Annotated in this window: 11 protein-coding genes and 3 pseudogenes; 10 read left to right on the top strand and 4 right to left on the bottom strand. The window is 61.5% G+C overall.

What is annotated here, in order from left to right; translation table 11 throughout:
• Window positions 1–6 precede the first annotated feature (6 nt).
• On the bottom strand, window positions 7–498 hold the full coding sequence (locus tag MMSP_RS17885) for a GtrA family protein (protein ID WP_036426682.1): 492 nt from the start codon (window positions 496–498) through the stop codon (window positions 7–9).
• Between the two features lie 323 nt (window positions 499–821).
• On the opposite strand from MMSP_RS17885, the gene MMSP_RS17880 reads away from it, so the two are divergent.
• From MMSP_RS17880 to MMSP_RS17835, 10 genes and pseudogenes are all read left to right on the top strand, one after another.
• On the top strand, window positions 822–2,078 hold the full coding sequence (locus MMSP_RS17880) for a nucleotide sugar dehydrogenase (RefSeq protein WP_020787771.1): 1,257 nt from the start codon (window positions 822–824) through the stop codon (window positions 2,076–2,078).
• A complete protein-coding gene (locus tag MMSP_RS17875) occupies window positions 2,075–3,094 on the top strand; it encodes an NAD(P)-dependent oxidoreductase (protein WP_020787770.1) in 1,020 nt (339 codons plus the stop codon). The genes MMSP_RS17880 and MMSP_RS17875 overlap by 4 nt, the downstream gene beginning before the upstream one ends.
• Window positions 3,095–3,123: 29 nt before the next feature.
• Complete coding sequence (locus tag MMSP_RS17870) at window positions 3,124–4,617, top strand: glycosyltransferase (RefSeq protein WP_020787769.1); 1,494 nt, start codon at window positions 3,124–3,126, stop codon at window positions 4,615–4,617.
• A gap of 85 nt (window positions 4,618–4,702) precedes the next feature.
• Window positions 4,703–5,635, top strand: coding sequence for an NAD-dependent epimerase/dehydratase family protein (locus tag MMSP_RS17865; RefSeq protein ID WP_020787768.1), 933 nt, complete (start codon window positions 4,703–4,705; stop codon window positions 5,633–5,635).
• 293 nt (window positions 5,636–5,928) lie between these two features.
• Window positions 5,929–6,964: pseudogene (locus tag MMSP_RS17860) on the top strand (glycosyltransferase family 2 protein).
• Window positions 6,961–7,812, top strand: a pseudogene (locus tag MMSP_RS17855) (phytanoyl-CoA dioxygenase family protein). The pseudogenes MMSP_RS17860 and MMSP_RS17855 overlap by 4 nt, the downstream one beginning before the upstream one ends.
• Before the next feature lie 220 nt (window positions 7,813–8,032).
• The gene (locus MMSP_RS17850; RefSeq protein WP_235065792.1) at window positions 8,033–8,905 is read left to right on the top strand and encodes a bifunctional 2-polyprenyl-6-hydroxyphenol methylase/3-demethylubiquinol 3-O-methyltransferase UbiG; all 873 of its coding nucleotides are present in this window, start codon (window positions 8,033–8,035) and stop codon (window positions 8,903–8,905) included.
• Between the two features lie 113 nt (window positions 8,906–9,018).
• Complete coding sequence (locus MMSP_RS17845; protein ID WP_020787764.1) at window positions 9,019–9,666, top strand: TetR/AcrR family transcriptional regulator; 648 nt, start codon at window positions 9,019–9,021, stop codon at window positions 9,664–9,666.
• Between the two features lie 5 nt (window positions 9,667–9,671).
• Complete coding sequence (locus tag MMSP_RS17840; protein ID WP_020787763.1) at window positions 9,672–10,517, top strand: class I SAM-dependent methyltransferase; 846 nt, start codon at window positions 9,672–9,674, stop codon at window positions 10,515–10,517.
• Window positions 10,518–10,777: 260 nt separating this feature from the next.
• Window positions 10,778–11,716, top strand: coding sequence for a hypothetical protein (locus MMSP_RS17835; RefSeq protein WP_036426680.1), 939 nt, complete (start codon window positions 10,778–10,780; stop codon window positions 11,714–11,716).
• A gap of 32 nt (window positions 11,717–11,748) precedes the next feature.
• Here MMSP_RS17835 and MMSP_RS28770 read toward each other — a convergent pair whose 3' ends face one another.
• From MMSP_RS28770 to MMSP_RS28760, 3 genes and pseudogenes are all read right to left on the bottom strand, one after another.
• The gene (locus tag MMSP_RS28770) at window positions 11,749–12,465 is read right to left on the bottom strand and encodes a hypothetical protein (protein WP_232022819.1); all 717 of its coding nucleotides are present in this window, start codon (window positions 12,463–12,465) and stop codon (window positions 11,749–11,751) included.
• Window positions 12,465–13,397: a hypothetical protein gene (locus MMSP_RS28765; RefSeq protein WP_020787760.1), complete on the bottom strand. Its 933-nt coding sequence runs from the start codon at window positions 13,395–13,397 to the stop codon at window positions 12,465–12,467. Before MMSP_RS28765 ends, MMSP_RS28770 begins: the two co-directional genes overlap by 1 nt.
• A pseudogene (locus tag MMSP_RS28760) lies at window positions 13,398–14,624 on the bottom strand (dTDP-4-amino-4,6-dideoxygalactose transaminase). It abuts the gene before it with no gap.
• Window positions 14,625–14,667: the final 43 nt, after the last annotated feature.

Below are 14,667 nucleotides of genomic sequence, written 5' to 3'. Positions count from 1 at the left end.
CCCGGATCAGGCCCGCATCTCGCTGAAGACCAGGTGGGTGTGTCCGGCCGGACGTTGGTCGAGCCTGAAGAGCCACCTGTCCAGGAGTAAGAAGCGGCCGACCCATGCGACACCGAAGCCAAGCACCTGGGCGAAGAATACGGCGAGGCCATGCACCGGCGTTGGCTCAGCGGCCATCGCGCGGTCGACGAGGTAGGTGAAGCTGGTGGCCAGAACGACGGCAAGCATCACCATCGTCCAGAACAACAGCACCTGCTTGTGCAGATCGCCCCCCGACGTTGCCCGCCAAACGAAGTGCTTGTTGGCGAAGAAGTTGGGAATGGTGGCCACGCCCGCGGCCAGCAGCGAGGCGATGGTGTAGTTGTGCAGCCACGGGCCCAGCACCTGGATGAGGCCCTGTCCGATGGGCAGAAACACCAGCGCTACCGCGCCATAACGCAGCTTTCTGCGCGCTGCTTCGCTGCTGGTGTGCATGATCCAGCCCCCCGCCGGCCCCATGGTCAGCCAAGTTACCTGCAACCAAGTAGGCACGGGCCAGAACTCGAGAATCCGGGCGGGCCGGCGCGGCCGGAATCCGGATCTTCACCATTCAAAAGACAAGCTCGCGGCGCGCGTGAAATGCTGTAGCGAAAGGCTGCCGCCGTCAACGGAGCCGCGGGGAGGACCGGCCTTGTTGGTTCGCGAGAAATGCCGCAGGCTCTGGCGGTGATCTCGTAGGCTCCAACACCATCCATATAGACCTATCTAGACAAACGACCGGCCCTTGTTATGGTCCAACCCCTTAACGAGGCCGAGAGCATGAAGGGGAGGCGGCGGTTCGCGTGACAACTCAACCGTCCGAACGGATCTGTATTGTCGGGGGCGCCGGCCGCGTCGGGCTTCCGCTGGCGCTGGTGCTTGCCGACGAGGGGTACAACGTTGACATCCTCGACACCAACGCCGAAGCCTTGGAAACCATCATGGCCGGGCGGATGCCTTTCATCGAGACCGGAGCCGAGGATCTCCTCAAGCGGCTGCTGCCAACCGGGCGAATCAGCGGTAGCACCGATTCGCAGGTGGTCCGCAACTCCGACATCGTGATCTGTGTGGTGGGGACTCCGGTCGACGAATACCTAACGCCTCAGGCGCACACGTTCTTTCGGGTGATCGATGAGATCAGCCCGTACTTCCACGATGGGCAGACCCTGATCCTGCGAAGCACCGTCTACCCGGAACTGAGCCAGCGGGTCCACGACATGTTCTCCGAACGTGGGATTGGCGTTCACGTCACCTTCTGTCCGGAGCGCATCGCCCAAGGACATTCGATCCGGGAATTGCGGATCATCCCGCAGATCATCAGCGGATTCGACGCCGAGGGACTTCGGGTGGTCCGCGAGCTCTTCTCCGGGATAGCCAGTGAGATCATCAAGGTCGAGCCGCAAGAAGCTGAGCTGGCCAAGCTCTTCTGCAACAGCTACCGCTATATCCAGTTCGCGGTCGCCAACCAGTTTTACCTGCTCAGTCGCGAGGCGGGGCTCGATTTCGACCGAGTTCACCATGCCGCGACCTACAAGAACAGCCGCGTCGACAGCCTGCCGAGGGCCGGACTCGCGGCCGGCCCGTGCTTGCTCAAGGACACCATGCAGCTCGCCGCGTTCAGCAACAACAACTTCATGCTCGGGCATTCGGCCATGCTGATCAACGAAGGCCAGCCGCAGTTCATCGTCAACATGCTCAAGCGCCGGGTTAATCTGCGTGACAAGACGGTTGGCATACTCGGTATGACGTTCAAGGCCGACTGCGACGACACGCGCGACTCGCTCAGCTTTAAACTCAGGCACCTGCTGATGCTGGAAGCAAAGGAAGTGATCTTGCACGACCCATTCCTCGAGGGCAAGGATTACCACCCGCTGCAGACCGTGGTGGACCGGTCCGACGTCATTGTTGTAGGCGTGCCCCACTCCGCCTATCGGGGCCTTCGGGTCCCGCGCGGCAAAGTGGTTGAGGATGTCTGGGGGTGTCTGGACGTCACCGAGCTCGACGTTGACCCGTGCAACGGGGCGAACCTGGCGGACCTGGGGACGGCGGCGGCCCGGTGAAGGTACTGGTAACCGGCAGTGCAGGATTCATCAACGGGTACGTCGTCCAAGAGCTGTTGCAGGCTGGGCACGAAGTGGTCGGCATCGACAACTATTCCAAGTACGGCAAGGTAACGAAGAGCTACGACGACCACCCCAACTACCACTTCGTCGAGGGCGACGTCAAAGACGTTGACCTGATGTTCGACCTGGTCGAGGGTTGCGAGCAGATGGTGGCCAGCGCCGCCCGCATCGGTGGCATCACCTATTTTCACGAGTACGCCTACGACTTGCTGGCCGAGAACGAGCGAATTGCGGCTGCCCACTTTGACACGGCGATCTATGCATACCGCAAGGGTTGGCTGAAGAAGATCAACGTGATCAGTTCTTCCATGGTGTTCGAGAACGCCAGCATTTTCCCGACGCCGGAAAAGCACATCACCGAATGCCCGCCTCCAACAAGCACTTACGGCTTCCAGAAGCTGGCCTGCGAGTACTTCGCCCATGGTGCCTACGAGCAGTACGGGCTGCCGTACACCATCATTCGGCCCTTCAACTGTGTCGGAACCGGTGAACAACGCGCGCTTGGTGGCCGTGAAATCCCAAGCGGAAATGTCAAACTCGCGATGAGCCACGTCGTGCCAGACCTGGTCCAGAAGGTCGTCAAGGGCCAAGATCCGCTGCACATCCTGGGGGACGGTAGCCAGGTACGCCACTACACCTACGGTGGGGACCTGGCCCGGGGGATTCGCACCTGCATGGAGCACCCCGCGGCACTCAACGGCGACTTCAACCTGTCGACCCCGGAAGCCACCACCGTGCTGGAACTGGCAGAAGTGATCTGGCGCAAGATGCGCCCTGACACTCCCTTCCGTTACGAAAGTGATCCGCCATTCGAGCACGACGTGCAGCTGCGCTCTCCCGACGTTCACAAAGCGACCCAGGTACTCGGCTTCGAGGCGACGACTACGCTTGACGCCATGCTCGACGAAGTCATCCCGTGGATCGTGAACGCGGTTGAGGCCGGGACGATCTGACGTGTATTGGTGCTACCCACGAGGACGCCATGCGCATCGCAGGTGAACCCGACCTGCAGCAGCTCTATCGCAATCGCTTTGGCCACGCCCGCGAATCGCGTGCCGCCATTTGGGCCGTACTAGTTCGCGATTTCTTTCAAGCGTGGGTCAGGCGCAGCGACACGGTGCTCGATCTCGGCTGTGGTTACGGCGAGTTCCTCAATCATGTCTGCGCCGCACGTCGGATCGGTGTCGATCTGAATCCCGACAGCGCCGACATGCTCGAGCCCGGCATCGAGTTCCACGGCGGGCGGGCCGATGATCTCAGCTTCTTGGCCGACGAGTCGGTGGATGTGGTTTTCACCAGCAACCTGCTCGAGCACCTGCAGAGCAAGGCCGAGGTGGAGCGCACCATCGCTGAGGCACACCGTGTGCTCACGCCCGGGGGGCACCTCATAGCGATGGGGCCCAATATTCGCTTTCTCAGTGGCGACTATTGGGATTTCTGGGACCACACGGTGCCGATCAGCGACCGTTCGCTCATTGAGGTGCTCGAATCCCAGCATCTGAGGATCGTCGACGACTACGACCGGTTCTTGCCCTATACGACGAGGTCGCCCTGGCCGCAGGCGCCAATCTTGGTGCGGCAGTACCTGCGTTCCCGGGCGGCGTGGCCGATTTTCGGCAAGCAGTTCGTGATTCGTGCCCGCAAAGAACGAACCGACCTCGACGACGAGCGCCTGATCAGCGTGGTGATCCCGGTCTACAACGAGGGCGAGAACATTCAAGTCTGCGTCCGCAGATTGACCGAGGCGTTGTCGGACGTGCCCCACGAATTACTCGTCTGCTACGACTTCGACGAGGACACGACGTTACCGGCGCTCGCGGCGATGCCAGACAAGCCGGGGACGCTGCGGTTGGTCCGCAACTCCATCGGCAAGGGCGTGGCCAATGCCCTGATCGCCGGCTTTGCGGCGGCCCGTGGGGACGTCGTCGTGACCAGCATGGCCGACCTGTCTGATCCGCCGTCGGTGATTCCGTTGATGGCAGCCAAGATTCGCGACGAGGGAGCCGACATCGTCAGCGGTTCGCGGTACATGCCCGGCGGCTCGCAGACCGGCGGGCCCCGGTTGAAGACGCTGATGTCGAGGACGGCCGGGCTCAGCCTGCATTACGTGGGCAGGATGCCCACCCATGATGCGACGACCAACTTCCGCGGATACAGCCGGCGTTTCCTCGATGAAGTTCCAGTGGAGAGCATCAAGGGGTTTGAGGTGGGTTTGGAACTCACCACGAAGGCGCACTTGATGGGCTTTCGCGTCGATGAGGTGCCCAGCAGCTGGGAAGACCGGACCGCCGGCACCAGCAAGTTCGACCTGGTCGGCTGGTTGCCCTCGTATCTGCACTGGTACGGGTTGGCGATGCGGGGTCCGGTGTTGCGCGGGACCACCGGCTCGCTGGCCGCGCTCGGGGCCATGTGGCTCGCGCGCCGGCGCCGCTGTGTTGATGCTCAGCAGAGCCGAAAGACATTGCCGTCGAGGTGAATCGGAGTACGTAGGAATGCCGGCCCGCGCGGCCGCAGGCTCCTGGCCGTGCGCACCTGAACTGCTCCACGGGTGGACTTGCTCCGTGACGACATTGGTGAATGCGAGCGCGCGCGCACTGGCGGCGCGGGCGCTTGGCGAGGACCGAGTGCTTGTCACCGGCGCATCGGGCTGGCTCGGGCGCACCGCACTGGATCTGCTGGCCCCGCTGGGCCTGCCCACGCTGGCCCTGGCCAGCCGGGCCCGGACCATTCGGGTCGGGGATCGCGACATCGATTGCCGGGTATGGGACGAGCGGGAAGTGGCCTCCTTTGCGCCCACGGTCGTGCTGGACTGTGCGTTTCTTACGCGCGACCTAGTCGCCGGCATGCCGCTGGGCGAATATGTTGGCGCCAACCGTGCCCTCACCGAGCGCCTGGTCTACGCGACACAGCTACCCGACGTCCGGCTCGCGCTCACGGTCTCCAGCGGTGCGGCGGTCTATCCGCGAGACGCGCTGATGGACCCGATCGAGGACAACCCGTATGGCTACCTCAAGCGTGAGGCCGAGCAGCGCCTGGCGCAGGCCGCTGCCGAGGCCGGGACGGTGCCCGCGGTCGTGCGGGCCTGGAGTATCTCGGGTGCTCACGTGCAGAAGCCGGAGGCCTACGCGCTGGGGTCGATGATCCGGGCAGCCAGTTCGGGGGCGATCCGGATCACCGCCCGCCGCCCGGTATTCCGTCGGTATTCCCTAGCTGAAGAGCTGCTGGCGGTGGCGATCGCCGAGGGCGGGATTGGCCCGGTCACCATCGACAGCGGCGGCGAGCTGGTGGAGATGGCCGAGCTTGCCGCGCGGGTCGCCGCGGTGGTGCGCCCCGATGCGGTGATCAGCCGCGACGAGATCGATCCCCGCAATCCGGATCAATACCATTCTGACGGCCGGGATTGGCAGCGGCTGTGCCAGAAGTGGGATTTGGCTAGCGCACCCCTTGATCGTCAGATCGAGATCACCGCCCGCGGAGTGCTTGGTATGGCCTAAGCAGTTTCGGCGCAGAGTTGGCGAAATTGCCGGGGATGGTCACTTTTTCGATTATGCAATGTGTGGCGTGTTCGATTGCCTGAGCCGGCGGCGAGGAGCTGAAATATTTTCAGCGGGGGCGTTTTTCGGGTAATCCGCCAATGGTCGATATCGAGACCGGCAAATGCGAACAGTCAAAGTGATCATCGAGTTCTCGATCGGCGAATCCAACGAGTCCAAAACTGCCGCCATGCCCGTGTGCCCTCGGTATGATCCCCGGGAAAGATGCTCTGCAGCGGTGGATTGGATTGGCAATGCGTCTCTCGATCGTAACGACCCTGTACATGTCCGAGCCGTATGTGCTCGAGTTCTACCGGCGAGTTCGCGCGGCGGCGGAGAAGATTACGAGCGACGTCGAGATGATCTTCGTCGATGACGGCTCGCCGGACGGATCGCTTGATCAGGCGGTTTCGTTGCTCGGTAAAGATCCCAGCGTGCGGGTGATTCAGCTGTCACGAAACTTCGGTCATCACAAGGCGATGATGACCGGCTTGGCGCACGCCACCGGTGATCTCGTTTTTCTGATCGACTCAGACCTGGAGGAGGATCCCGCCCTCCTCGAACAGTTCTACGAGAAGCTGATAGCGACCGACGCTGACGTGGTATTTGGTTGCCAGGCGCAGCGCCCTGGCAGCTGGTGGAAGAACTTTGGCCCCAAGATGCACTATCGCGCGTCCGCGATGCTGTGCAACCCACCGCTGCACGAAAACGTCCTCACCGTCCGGTTGATGAGAGCCGATTATGTGCGCTGTCTGGTCCAGCACCAGGAGCGAGAACTCTCGATCGCCGGCCTGTGGCAGATTACGGGTTTCAATCAGATTCCGATGTCTGTGCACAAGGCGTCGAAGGGAACAACCACATATACCTTCGCGCACAAGGTCAAGGCGTTGGTCGACAATGTCACATCATTTAGTAACAAACCCCTGGTCTTCATTTTCTATCTCGGTGCTGTAATTTTCATGATTTCCAGCTTGGCCGCGGGATACTTGATCATCGATCGGCTTTTCTTCCGGGTCTTGCTCGGTGGTTGGCCGTCATTGATTGTTTCCATCTGGATGCTGGGGTGGCCTGACGATTTTCTGCCTGGGGCTGATTGGAATCTATATTTCGAAGATCTTCACCGAAACCAAGCAGCGGCCGTACACGATAATCCGAAGAATCTACGGGCCGAACTTCACGTCCCAGGGGCCGGCGTCGCTTGAGGCCGCTTTCCGCGCCATGCCCCCGGCGAGCTGGGAACGCTTCGGCGCGGATCCGGTTCGTTCGCCGCGGGGCGATCGAGGGCTATGACAGCCGTCGAGTGTGATGCCAGTCCATGGCTGGTCCAGCTGCAGGACGCGCTGCACTGCGTAGGTTACGCAGTTGTCGAAGATGTGCTTGATGCGGGTTTCTCGCCACAACCCGCGATCGTATGTACCTGGTGCAGGAGCGAATTCTCAGCGAGATCGGCCAGGAGCGCAGGGAACGCCGGAGCCCTGGCCAGGAGCGGCTCTCGATAGCCGGTGAACTCGGCGTTCTCCGGCTCATGATGAAATACGATCCGCATTTTTTTTGCATTTCTCGAAATCCCTGAAGTTCTAAATGTTGTGGATCGCGTGCTCTCCGACACCGCGATCCTTCATCTGCAAAACGGCTTCATCCTTCCGTCGTTCCCGTCTGTTGCCACGCCCGAGGTGTTCCAGAACGCATTTCACCAGGACTTTCCCCGGGTGCTGTCGGGCTACGTTGCCTCGGTGAATGTGATGTTCGCTATCGATCCCTTCACCCGGGACAATGGGGCGACGCTCGTAGTGCCAGGAACACACCAGCGTGCGGAGAAGCCGGACGCCAGCTACCTCACCCGCAACGCGGTTGCAGTCGAGTGCCCCGCCGGCGCGATGCTCGTTTTTGACTCCACTTTGTGGGATGCGGCCGGACGGAACATCTCCGGTAAAGACCGCCTAGCGATCAATCACCAATTCAGCCGCTCGTTTTTCAAGCAGCAGATCGATTACGTCCGCGCGTTGGGCGATACGGTGATCTTGGATCAGCCCGCGCGAACCCAGCAACTGCTCGGGTGGTACACCCGCGTGGTGACCAGTCTCGACGAGTATTACCAGCCGCCGGAGCGGCGCTTGTATCGGAAGGGTCAGGGTTAATTTATTTGGCGGATGCCGGTGCCGCCCACTTGAACGCCGGATGCGCAGCGGGATGTTGCTGCCAGATATTCCGGTGCCGTGACGGCCGCATCATTGGCCCGCGCCGGCGCTGGTGAAACAACTGGGTGAAACAACGGAGCCAAGCTTTGCGATACGGTGACAGGAGCGACTACCTAAGATAAAGTATTGGCGCGTCCGCCGCTATGGAGCGGATCTTCCAATGGAGCGTTTCTGGTTTAATCCATGCGCGAATAACTCCTATCAAACAAAAGGGCCCATGCGCGACACAGTTCGAACAAAGAATAGGGTGGTCTACCCACCGGGGACGATTCTGCAACATCTGTACCTGAAGGAGCGCAGTGCGGCTTGGACTCCGGGCTCCTTTGTTGAGGTTGGTGTCGGATCGGGCCACGTCTCAAACCTGTTGCTATCGCGCGGCTGGTCGGGCGTGGGCTATGAGTTGAATGAGGAGGCGCTCGCGCGTGCCTCGAGTGTCAACCAAGACTTCATAGACTCTGGTCGCTTTGCCGTCCACAACTCCGACTGGCTGGCGGGTGCCGGTGAGCTGGCCCCGGTTGATCTCGTGATTTCCTCAATGGTGCTAGAGCATCTCGACGAGCCGCTGGTCACCGAGTACTTCGAGCGTGCCGCACAGCAGTTGCTGCCTGGCGGACGGGCCGTCTTCTTCGTTCCGGGCTCGCCTCGGCATTGGGGAGTCGAGGATGATATGGCAGGGCACTACCGGCGCTACACGATCGACAGCCTCAGCAATGCGGCGCGCCAGCACGGATGGTCGCCGATGCACGTTGTCGGTCTGACCTACCCATTCAGCAATCTTCTGCTCGGGGTGTCGAACGCACTGGTGCGCCGCGCAGAGGCCGACAAGCAAGCGCTCTCGTTGCAGGAACGAACCGAACAATCCGGGAACCGCGATGTCGAGTGGAAGACCGACTTTCCCGGATGGACGGGCATGTTTCTCAACGAGACCGCGCTGCGGCCGGCGCATTGGTTGCAGAAGCGCAAGCGGGCTCAAAGGTCAAAGGATGCTCTGGTGATCTATGCCGAGTGCGCTCCGCCCGCCGGCCTCGGCTAGGGAGTAGCTAGCCACCCACTGGTAGGACGAGGCTTCGCTACCTGGGGGCGTCGTGCGATGTGGGTGCCGACTCCTGCTTGCCGCGCGCTGAGTCCAGACTTAGGATGCTGAGTGTGTGCTCAGCCGACCTGACGGCCAAGGCGCGGATCCGCAACGCGGCCGTTGCTCGCTTCGCGCGCGACGGTTTCCAGAAGGTGAATCTGCGTGCCATCGCCACATCGGCGGGTGTCAGCGAGGCGTTGATCTTTCACCATTTCGGTAGCAAAGACGGGCTTCGGGCGGCCTGCGACGAGTACGTACTGAACGTCCTTGTCGGGCGAGCCCGCACCGCGGGGCGTCCCACCGCAATGGCGGATCTGCTCGGCGTCTACCTGTCGAACCCCGAGGAGTACCGGCTCCAGGTGCAATACATGGCTCGGGCAATCGAGGACGACGCACCGGCCGCCGGCACGTTCGTCGACACGATGGTGGAGGAATCCGAAGCGATCTTCCGGGCAGGTGCCGCCGACGGCAGCATGCGCCCGTCCTCGGACCCACGGGCACTGGCCGTGCTGAATCTCCTTGTTGCCCTTGGCCTATTGACGATGGCACCTCCCATGGCGCGTGCACTCGGTCATGAGCACTTCGGTCCCGAGGTGCTGCAGCGCATGGCGGTGCCAGCCCTTGAGCTCTATACCCGCGGGCTCTACACCGACGACACACTGGCGAAGGCCGCCCAGGATTCCTGGGCGGCCAGGCGTGCGCCGCAGCAGGAGGGCTAACCGGTATGAGCATCGCGATGCCCGCGTTCTCGCCAGCGCAGGAGAGCCTATTTCTGACGCTGGGTGGTAGAGCGCTCGACAGCCGCTTGCCGCATCCATTCCTCGGGGACACGATCGCCGATGAGATCCTCGGCGAAACTGGCTACGATCTCGGCAAGTTCCCGTCGCTGACCACAAAGCTCATCGACGCCAGGACGAAGGTCTTCGATATCGCGGTGCGGGCCAAGCGACTTGACGAGGTAGCCGGCCGCTTCATCGAGCGCCACCCGGACGCCATCGGGCTGGATCTGGGTGCGGGTTTGGACAGCCGAGTACTGCGCATCAACCCGCCATCCACGGTCGGCTGGTATGACGTCGACTTTCCACAGATCGTCGACCTCCGTCGCCGGCTACTGCCGGCACAGCTTGGCGCGCACAACATCGGCGCTGACCTGACCGATCCGAACTGGCTTGACGAGGTACCCGCCGACCGTCCAGCCGTGATCATCGCCGACGGCCTGGTCGCCTTCCTGCGCCAGCATGACTTCGCGGCGCTGCTGAGTCGACTCACAAACCACTTTGCCAGCGGCGAGATTGCGTTCAATCTCTACACCACCCAAGCCATCTGGGCGACCAAGCATTTGGCTAGCCTTGCCGCGATCAGCGCCGGGGTGGTCAACCCCGGGTTCAACGACCCTCGCCAACCCGAACGCTGGGTTGCAGGTCTCGAGCTGGCCGAGGAAATCTTGCTCACCCGAGCACCCGAGGTCGCCGAACTCCCGTTGGTCACCCGGCTGACGTCGCGCCTGGTGGCTCCCAGCGCAGCGGTGTCCCGCATGATCGGTACCACCCTGGTGCGCTACAAGTTCTAAACCCGGACGCCATTTCCCGTCTGGCAGACCCGCCCGCACAAATGAGACTATTTGTCCATCGAAAAGGTCTGAATGTCGCCATCACATGGGTTCGGAAGAAGCTCAAATGTAAGGCGTTAGCTACGTGTCGTCCCATTGCAGTTGAAATGCACCTGCTGATGCGATGCTCGCTATTTGGTTTCGCTTCCCGGCATGCGGCGCGCACGGGCCCGGCCGCGCAGATGGTACAGTCGCGTAATGAGCAGCCTGAATGAGCATTGATGCCCTGGCGAAAGCTCGGCAGAATCTTTGTTCCGTCAGGCGAACTTGACTGGGCGCGCACTCACGCGTCGCAGCCCGTTGCTGAGTGGGTCGACGGCGATATTTTCCGGATCTATTTCAGCACCCGCGATGATCAGAATCGGTCCAGTATCGGCAGTGTCGTAGTGGACTTGGCTGCGGGAGGCAAGGTTCTGGAGATATCGCCAGAACCGGTCTTGGGGCCGGGCGCGCTCGGGATGTTTGATGACTGCGGGGTATCGATGGGTTCGATTGTGCCCGTGGGCGATACGCGATTCCTGTACTACATGGGCTGGAATCTCAGGGAACGCCGGAGCCCTGGCTGGAATCTTGCCGTCACCGTACCCTGGAAAAATGCCATTGGCCTTGCCATTAGCCAAGCGGGCGGGCCGTTCAAGCGTTGGCCCACATTCCCGGTTGTTCCGCTGGACGAGGGGGATCCGTACTCAATTTCGTATCCCTGGGTAATCCGGGATGACGACAAATATCGCATGTGGTACGGCTCGAATGTGCGTTGGGAACAGAAGACAAAAAACATGGACGGACTTCCGCACGTGATTAAGAGTGCGGAGTCGATCGATGCCATCCACTGGGAGAAACAAGAACTGGTCGCTATTGATACAGCCGGATGTGATGACATCGCTGCCGCCCGGCCCTGCGTCGTCCGCGATCCCGGGTTGTACAGAATGTGGTATTGCGCGCGTGGCGCACAATACAGCATTTATCACGCGGTGTCGGACGACGGCGTGATATGGACGCAACTCGGTAAAGACAACGGTATTGATGCCTCGCCTGGCGAGTGGGACGCTAATTTGGTCGGGTACCCTTGCGTCTTCGACCATAAAGGACAGCGTTTTCTGATTTATCCAGGCGATGGCTATGGTCGCACAGGATTCGGTCTAGCAGTTCTGGATGATTAGCGTGTGATGGATGGCGGCTGCGGCGCCCGGATCTAGCCGAACGTGTAACAGCAGACGTCCCCGGTTCTACCCTGTGGCGCAACACCCAAGACGTCAAAGTCGGGGCAGCGCAGGATCGCATAGTTGGCCTTCATCTCGATAGCGGCGTCGTGGGCGCTCATGCCAACAAGATTTGCCTGCAGATGAAGGTAGGTCAGCGGAATGGTCATTGGCCTGGAGTAAACGCCCGCCTGGGTGAGATCGTCGACGATGATACGGCCCCGCCCTAGGTCCATTTTGCACACCCGCGCCAGTTTGGCGGTGTCGCGCGATACTTGCGGCCACCTGCGCAGGACGGATAGCGATGGGCCCTCATACCCGTTCGCCAACGGCCGTACGAACAGGAATGCGTTGAATATCAACGAGGCCCCGACCACGATTCCAACGAGGACGCTAGCGCCCTTGGTGAAGCGGAGAGCGAGGGGACCGGAGACCGACGCGAGAATCAGGCAAGCGGCGACCGACGTCAAGTGGTTCAAGTAGAAATTTCTATAGAAGGCGTGCTGTGCGTCGTAGACAAAGAGAATTGCTACGGGAAGCGTGATCAGTGCCGCGATGACGACCGGCTGATTCTTCTCGAACCGTTCGGGAAACGTGGTGTCCCTGGAGCGGAACCGGATCGACTTGCCGCAGCGAATGGACGCCATCGTCAGGAGGTAAAGGACAAGCCCCGCCAAGAGGACGACGACCACCGAGATGAACAGGTTCATCACGGTGACGGGCCGCTCGGGGCATCGACGCCAGGGAGAAAACGGATTGGAAAAAGTGGCGCATAGACAAAGCTGCCAACATAGGAGCGTGCGGTGTTGGCCAGCGCCACAGCCAAATTCCGTGCGCCGAGGTCGGAGCCATCAAAAGCCAGGCTCCGCCAGAACGCCTCAATCTCGGGGTGCTCAGTGCAGGCCGAATGGTGCAGCTTCATGGCCGGAGGAACGAACAGCACGAACGGAACGGCGGCCGCCAGCAATCCCACGGACCCGAACCGGCGCACGGCTAGGCGAGCCAAGAGGTAGGCGGTGAGGGGCAGAAACAGTAATCCCTGGACATGGGACCACACCGACAGCGCAGCAGCCAGGAGCAATCCGATGGCAACGCCTAGGTCTCCCGCCACGCCGGTTCGTCTACTCGTCAGCCGTGCCGCGGCAACGAGACAGGACAGGAGTTGGAGTTCCAGCGCAAATTCATATCGAACGAAGATCAGACCGGCCCCGGCCACCCCCACGAACGAAGCCAGAACCAGGTAGCCGGCAGCTGGATTCCGATTGCTAGCCGCTTGGCGGACTGCCATGAACACCACGGCCAACACGGCTGCGAAAGACAGGATGCGCATTTCAAGCGGCGACAGAATGCGCATGGTTTGGCCGAGCAGCCAGGCGACCGGTTCCAAAACGAGCGGAACCGTTTTTATGTTGGACGGGCACATCTCATAGAGGCCATAGATGACCCCATGGTCGGGGATGATGCGCCCAAACTGTTGGCGATAGGCGATCTCGTCGGGATAGATCGGCGACAGTGCCCAGATGCCCAGGCAGAAGAACGCGGCTGCCGTTGCCTTCAGAGCGCGACGACGAGCCGTCGATGGCCCAGTTTCCTCGGCAGGCTCGGCGGCGGGAGGAGAGGAGTCTGTCACTTCGCCGCTCATTCACGCGCCGAACGTCAAGATGCGCGTCAAGGCGTCGACGACCCGGTTCTGATCGGCCTCCTGCAGTCCGACCCACATCGGCAGACGGATCAGCCGGGAAGACGAGTCGTTCGTGACGGTCAGGTCACCGCTGGTACGGCCGTAGCGACGGCCGGCCGGCGAATCGTGCAGGGGCACGTAGTGAAAGACGGCGTTTATGTCTTCCTTTGCCAGCGCGGCGAGCACACCCGCGCGATCGGTGCCCGGTGCCAGCAGCACGTAGTACATGTGGGCGTTGTGAGAGCAGCCTTCGGGGATGATCGGGCGGCGTAGGAGCCCGCGTTGCTCCAATGATTCGAAACCTGCGTGATAGTAGTTCCACAGGTCCAACCTGGAGCGGGTGATCCGCTCGGCGTCCTCGAACTGTGCCCACAGAAAGGCCGCGATCAGCTCGCTCGACAGGTACGAAGAACCCTTGTCCTGCCACGTGTACTTGTCCACCTCCTTGCGCAGGAAGCGGCTGCGATTGGTCCCTTTGTCCCGGAGAATCTCTGCCCGATATATGTACTCTTCGGAGTTCACCAGCAAAGCGCCTCCCTCACCCGAAATCCAGGGTTCCGGCGTTAATCCACAATTCCCCAGCTCACAAGCCTGCTAATCAACAACGCCGGAGCCCTGACCCGAAATCACGTTCTTGGTTTCATGAAATGAGAGGGCTCCGAGGTCGCCGATACTGCCGAGCGCCCGCCCGCGGTAGTAGGCCATCGTGCCTTGGGCTGCGTCTTCGACCACGGCTAGCTTGTGGCGCTTGGCGATCGACATGATCGTGTCCATTTCACAGGCCACGCCGGCATAGTGAACAGGGACGATGGCCCTGGTTCGAGGCGTAATGGCTGCTTCGATGAGGGTTTCATCAACGTTGAGGGTGTCGGGCCGGATATCGACAAAGACCGGCACGCCTCCGCGCAGCACAAAAGCGTTGGCCGTCGAGACAAAAGTGAATGACGGCAGGATGACTTCGTCCCCCTCCTCTATCTCGAGAAGCAGGGCCATCATCTCCAATGCGGCGGTGCAGGAGGGGGTGAGCAGCGCCTTGCGGCAACCGGTCTGCTGTTCGAGCCAGGCGTGGCACCGGTAGGTGAACGGGCCGTCGCCGGCCAGGTGGCCGCAAGAGTGGGCCTCGGCAATGTAGTTGAGCTCTTGGCCGGTCATGTACGGGCGATTGAAAGGAATCTTGTGCTCCACCATGTGCGCCAACTCTCAATCACCAAGGGGTTGGGCATGTTTGGTG

This window comes from Mycobacterium sp. 012931, from assembly GCF_000419295.1.
In the GTDB taxonomy this organism is placed as follows: Bacteria; Actinomycetota; Actinomycetes; order Mycobacteriales; family Mycobacteriaceae; genus Mycobacterium; species Mycobacterium marinum.
This window is presented reverse-complemented; position numbering and strand designations above follow the sequence as displayed.

Coding starts and splice junctions, on each gene's coding strand:
- MMSP_RS17885 (WP_036426682.1), bottom strand. CDS start 498: ATGGGGCCGGCGGGGGGCTGGATCATGCACACCAGCAGCGAAGCAGCG.
- MMSP_RS17870 (WP_020787769.1), top strand. CDS start 3,124: ATGCGCATCGCAGGTGAACCCGACCTGCAGCAGCTCTATCGCAATCGC.
- MMSP_RS17850 (WP_235065792.1), top strand. CDS start 8,033: ATGGAGCGTTTCTGGTTTAATCCATGCGCGAATAACTCCTATCAAACA.
- MMSP_RS17840 (WP_020787763.1), top strand. CDS start 9,672: ATGAGCATCGCGATGCCCGCGTTCTCGCCAGCGCAGGAGAGCCTATTT.
- MMSP_RS17835 (WP_036426680.1), top strand. CDS start 10,778: ATGCCCTGGCGAAAGCTCGGCAGAATCTTTGTTCCGTCAGGCGAACTT.
- MMSP_RS28770 (WP_232022819.1), bottom strand. CDS start 12,465: ATGAACCTGTTCATCTCGGTGGTCGTCGTCCTCTTGGCGGGGCTTGTC.
- MMSP_RS28765 (WP_020787760.1), bottom strand. CDS start 13,397: ATGAGCGGCGAAGTGACAGACTCCTCTCCTCCCGCCGCCGAGCCTGCC.